Here is a 4,979-nt window from a genome sequence, read left to right on the forward strand (position 1 = left end):
TGGTCGAGCGGGTCGAGCCGGTGCGGGTGTCGGACCACGCGTCCTTCGCCCGCGTGGAGCCGGGCCTGCATGCCAACGACCTGCTGCCGGTGCCATTCAGCCGCGAGGCGCTCGCTGTCATGGCGCACAACGTCCAGCAGGTGCAGGAACGGCTGCGGCGCCCCATCCTCGTCGAGAACCTCAGCGCCTACGTGGGCTGGGGCGACGACGAAATGACCGAGCCCGAATTCTTCAACGAGCTGACGCGGCTCACCGGCTGTGGGCTGCTGCTGGACGTCAACAACCTCGTGGTCAACGCCCGCAACCGCGGCGCCGACCGTGCCGCCGCGGTGATGCAGGCGCGGGCCTGGATCGAGGCGCTGCGCCAGGACATCCCGGTCGGCGAGATCCACCTGGCCGGCCATGCCGAACTGCCCGGCATCGTCATCGACGACCATGGCAGCCGGGTCGCTGCCGAGGTGTGGCAGGTGTACGCGCATGCCCTGCGACGCTTCGGCCGGGTGCCCAGCCTGATCGAATGGGACACCGACGTCCCGGCGCTCGACGTGCTGCTGGGCGAGGCCGAACAGGCCGCAGCGATGCTGGCGGAGACCTGGCGATGAGCGGGCTGGGCGAGCGCCAGCAGCGGCTGGTCGATGCGGTGCTGGGGCGGCCCGGTGCCGGCGTCGACGGGCTGGCATCGGTGGGCACCATCGGTATCGAACGCGGCCTCGATGCGTACCGGCTCAATGCCCGAGCGCTGGCCGCCCGGGCCTTGGGCTCGGTGTTCCCGCGGCTGCGCGACTGGCTGGGTGCGGATGATTTCGATGCGATGGCCTGGGCCTTCTGGCGCAGCGCGCCGCCGCGGCAGGGCGACCTGGCCCTGTGGGGGGGCGGGCTGGCTGGCTTCCTGGCCGCGCAGCCGGGCATCGAGCCCGCGCCGCTCGACCTGGCGCGGCTCGAATGGGCCATCCACCAGGCGGAACGTGCGGCCGATGCGCCGCTGCCGGATGCGGCATCGCTGCAGCGCCTGGCCGACACCGAGCCGGCGCGGCTGCAATTGCTGTTGCGGCCGGGGCTCACCTTGCTGCCGCAGAGCGACGGCCCCTGGCTGGTGTGGCGCCGCCACTGGCGCGCCGAAAGCCGTGCCGTCTCGCTTGGCGATGCGGCCCTGATCGCCGCGCTGCTGGCCGGCCGCAGCCTCGGGCAGGCGCTCGATACGGCGGCGCTGGCCGACCCTGAACATGATTTCGCCGCCTGGCTGCAGGCGGCGCTCGGCGAAGGCTGGCTGCTGGCCGTGCGCCTTCGCGATGACACCGACGACCAAGAGGACTGACGACCATGATCACCGGCATCCTGCGCTTCTTCATCGACCCGGGCCTGGGCGAGACCACCTCCGACGCCCGCGTCCCCGGCTGGATCCGCACGATCCTGAGCCACCTGCAATCGCTGGCGCTGCTGGCCTCACGGCTCTACGTGGCCCAGGTCTTCCTGCTCTCGGGCCTCACCAAGATCCGCGACTGGTCCGTCACGCTGGCGCTGTTCCAGGACGAGTACCACGTGCCCTTTCTGCCGCCGGAACTGGCGGCCTACATGGGCACGGCCGGCGAGCTGGGCCTGTCGTCGCTGCTGATCATCGGCCTGGGCACGCGCTTCGCGGCGGCCGGGCTCACCGTGGTCAACATCATGGCGGTGCTGAGCCTGGAGGAGATCGCACCCGCGGCGTTGATGGGGCACCAGCTCTGGGGCACGCTGATCGTGGCGATCGGCCTCTGGGGCGCCGGGCGCTGGTCGGCCGATGCGCTGATCGGCCTGAAGCTCAGAGGTCCTTCGGGCGGAAGGTGATCACCAGCGAGGGCGGCACGCTGCCGTCCACGTCGCGCGGCAGCACCTCGGTCTTGTCGATGGCGCGCAGCACGGCGTTGTCGAACTCGGGCAGGCCGCTGGACTTCACCAGCTTGCGTCCGATGATGGTGCCGTCCGGCGCGATCTTCACTTCGACCTCGGCGGCGGGGTTGCCGGCTGGGTTGTCCGCGTAGACGATGTTCGGCTTCACCCGGGCCACGATGCGGCCGCCATAGCTGGCCGAGGGGCCGGCGCTCTTCTGCGCGCGGCCGGTGGCATTGGCGTCGCCGCTGGCGCCGGCCATGCCCATCATGCGCTTGAGGTTCTCCTGGCGCTGGGCTTCGCGGCGGGCATCGTCGGCCTTCTGCGCCTTGAGCTGCTTGTCCTTGTCGGCCTTGTCGGCCTTTTCCTTGTCGGCCTTGGCCTTGTCCTCGGCACGCTGCTTCTCCAGCTTGTCGGCCTTCTCCTTCTCCAGCTTGTCCGCCTTGTCCTTCAAGGCCTTCTGGCGCTTCTGCTCCTCCAGCTCGGCCTGGCGCTCGGCTTCCTTGCGCTTCTGTTCCTTCTGCTTGGCGATGGCGATCTCGGCGTCGCGCTGGGCCTGCAATTCGGCGGGCGAGGGCTGAGGCGGCTGCTGCACCTTGGGCGTGGGTTTCACCTCGGGTTCAGGCTCCGGTGGCGGGAGCACCTCCTTCGGCGCGGCGGCTACCGGAACGGTCGACCACAGCTCCGCCTCGGCCGTCGGCAGCGTCTTCGTGCGCCACTGCACGTTGATGCTGATCGCCACTACCAGCAGGATGTGAGCAGCCAGCGCGAACAGCATGCCGCGGCCCAGCCCCGGCGCCTCGGGCGGGCGGAACGGGTCGTGGCGGCGATGAAGCGAGATCGTGGTCACGGCAGGACGGGGGTCAGTTGTTGCCTGCGGCGGCGCCGGAGTTGCGCACGGCCAGGCCCACGCGCTGGATGCCTGCCGTCTGCAGCGCGTCCATCACCTTGACCACGGCCTCGTACTTGACGGCCTTGTCGGCCGAGATGACGACCGGCGTGTTGTCCTGCCCGGCCTGGGCGGTCTTGACGCGGTCGGCCAGGCCCTTGAGCACGACCGAGGATTCGTCGCCGTTGTCCACCTTGAGCTTCATGCGCTCGTCGGTGCCGACGGTGATGTGCACGACGTGGTCGGGCTGCTGCTTGCTGCGGCCCACGCTGGGCAGGTCGACCACGCCGGTGGTGATCAGCGGTGCGCTCACCATGAAGATGATCAGCAGCACCAGCATCACGTCGATGAACGGGACCATGTTGATCTCGTTGATCGTGCGGCGGCGGCCGCGGCCTCGTGAAGAGATCGCTGCCATGTCAGTGGGCTGCTGGCGCAGGCGTGCCGGCGTTGCGCTGCAGGATGTTGGAGAACTCCTCGATGAAGGTCTCCAGCGTGATCGCGCTGCGGTCGATCTGGCGGGCGAAGCGGTTGTAGGCCAGCACCGCGGGGATGGCGGCGAACAGGCCGATGGCCGTGGCCACCAGCGCCTCGGCGATGCCCGGCGCCACCGTGGCCAGCGTGACCTGCGTCAGGTTCGAGAGGCCGACGAAGGCGTGCATGATCCCCCAGATCGTGCCGAACAGGCCCACGTAGGGCGAGACCGAACCGACCGAGGCGAGGAAGGACAGGTTGCTCTCCATCGCGTCCAGCTCGCGCTGGAAGCTGGCGCGCATCGCGCGGCGGGAGGCGTCGAGCAGGGCAGTGGCGTCGCCGACGCGGCGCTCGCGCAGCTTCAGGAACTCTCGCATGCCGGAGGCGAAGATGCGCTCCAGCGGCGCGCCGCCGTTCTTGCCGGCCACGCCGTTGTACAGCTCGTTGAGGTTCTTGCCGGACCAGAATTCCTGCTCGAAGGCCGCGTTGCTGCTGTTGATCTTCGACAGCGAGATCAGCTTGCCGAAGATCACGCTCCAGCTGGCCAGCGAGACCAGCAGCAGGGCGCCGATGACGAGCTGCACGGTGAAGCTGGCATGGGCGATCAGCGAGACGATGGAAAGGTCGTTGTTCATGGACTCTTGTTCTGCAGGGCTTGCAGGATCGGCGCGGGAATGCGCACGGGTTTCAGGTTAGCAGGGGAGACGCAGCCGATGCGGATGGTGCCTTCGGCAAGCACGGTGCCGTTCAGCATGGCCCGCTGGAAGAGCGTCATGCTGACACGGCCCGCCTCCTTCACCTCGACGCTGACCTGTAAAAGATCGTCAAGGCGGGCGGGGCTCAGGTAGCGCACGGCGGTCTCGCTGACGACGAACATCGCGCCCAGTTCCTGCTTCATCTGTTCCTGGCCGAGTTCGACCAGGCTGCGCAGCCACTCGGTGCGGGCGCGCTCGAAGAACTTCAGGTAGTTGGCATAGAACACGATGCCGCCGGCGTCGGTGTCTTCCCAGTAGATGCGGACCGGATGCTGGAAGAGGCTCATCGCTGCTTCTTCAGCACCGTGGCGAGCCGCGCGATGGCTTCCTGCAGGTGCTCCATGCTGCTGGCGAAGGACAGGCGCAGCCAGCGTTCGGAGCCCAGGCGGCCGAAGTCGCGGCCCGGCGTCAGCGCGATCTGCGCGCTCTCCATCAGCTCGAAGGCGAAGTCCCAGGAGCTGGCCGTAAAGGCGGAGCAGTCGATCCAGGCGTAGAAGGCGCCGTCGGGCATGACCGGCACGCTCAGGCCCAACGACTGAAGGGCTGGCACCACGTAGTCGCGGCGTGCGCGGAAGGCCTCGCGGCGCCGCTCGTACTCGGCGATCGCCTCGGGCTCGAAGCACGCCAGCGCCGCATGCTGGGCGATGCTGGAGGCGCAGATGAACAGGTTCTGCGCCAGCTTCTCGACCGGCGCCACCAGCGCCGGCGGCAGCACCAGCCAGCCCAGCCGCCAGCCGGTCATGCCGAAATACTTGCTAAAGCTGTTGACCGAGATCACGTCGTCGATGCCGAAGGCCAGCGCGCTGTGCGAGAAGCGTTCCTCGTAGCTGAGGCCCAGGTAGATCTCGTCGACGATGGTCACGCCGCCACGCTCGCGCACCGCCTCGACGATGGCGCGCATCTCGTCCGGCTCGATGGACGTGCCGGTCGGGTTGCTGGGCGAGGCCAGCAGCACGCCGCGCGTGCGCTCGTCCCAGGCCTCGCGCACCTGCGCG

The 4,979-nt window shown here is 69.1% G+C and carries 8 protein-coding genes; 3 read left to right on the forward strand and 5 right to left on the reverse strand.

The features are described from left to right. The 3 genes from B0W88_RS29620 to B0W88_RS29630 form a co-directional block, all read left to right on the forward strand. Positions 1-602 (forward strand): DUF692 domain-containing protein (locus B0W88_RS29620; RefSeq protein WP_144007057.1); only part of this gene is annotated, 602 nt, incomplete at its 5' end. Beyond that, positions 599-1,315 (forward strand): putative DNA-binding domain-containing protein, encoded by a 717-nt coding sequence (locus B0W88_RS29625; RefSeq protein WP_077038119.1) that lies wholly within the window; start codon positions 599-601, stop codon positions 1,313-1,315. The genes B0W88_RS29620 and B0W88_RS29625, both read left to right, overlap by 4 nt. Before the next feature lie 5 nt (positions 1,316-1,320). Then, complete coding sequence (locus tag B0W88_RS29630; protein ID WP_083749155.1) at positions 1,321-1,824, forward strand: DoxX family protein; 504 nt, start codon at positions 1,321-1,323, stop codon at positions 1,822-1,824. Here B0W88_RS29630 and tolA read toward each other — a convergent pair. The 5 genes from tolA to B0W88_RS29655 all read right to left on the reverse strand — a co-directional run. Then, positions 1,799-2,716, reverse strand: coding sequence for a cell envelope integrity protein TolA (gene tolA / locus B0W88_RS29635; RefSeq protein ID WP_233151892.1), 918 nt, complete (start codon positions 2,714-2,716; stop codon positions 1,799-1,801). The genes B0W88_RS29630 and tolA overlap by 26 nt on opposite strands. Before the next feature lie 13 nt (positions 2,717-2,729). Further along, positions 2,730-3,173 (reverse strand): protein TolR, encoded by a 444-nt coding sequence (tolR, locus tag B0W88_RS29640; protein WP_077038120.1) that lies wholly within the window; start codon positions 3,171-3,173, stop codon positions 2,730-2,732. A gap of 1 nt (position 3,174) precedes the next feature. After that, on the reverse strand, positions 3,175-3,864 hold the full coding sequence (gene tolQ / locus B0W88_RS29645; RefSeq protein ID WP_077038121.1) for a protein TolQ: 690 nt from the start codon (positions 3,862-3,864) through the stop codon (positions 3,175-3,177). Beyond that, positions 3,861-4,271, reverse strand: a complete 411-nt coding sequence (gene ybgC, locus B0W88_RS29650; protein ID WP_077038122.1) for a tol-pal system-associated acyl-CoA thioesterase — start codon at positions 4,269-4,271, stop codon at positions 3,861-3,863. Before ybgC ends, tolQ begins: the two co-directional genes overlap by 4 nt. Further along, positions 4,268-4,979 (reverse strand): aminotransferase class I/II-fold pyridoxal phosphate-dependent enzyme (locus B0W88_RS29655; protein ID WP_144007058.1); only part of this gene is annotated, 712 nt, incomplete at its 5' end. The genes ybgC and B0W88_RS29655, both read right to left, overlap by 4 nt.

Origin of the sequence: Pelomonas sp. KK5, from assembly GCF_001984095.1 — a bacterium.
In the GTDB taxonomy this organism is placed as follows: Bacteria; Pseudomonadota; Gammaproteobacteria; order Burkholderiales; family Burkholderiaceae_C; genus KK5.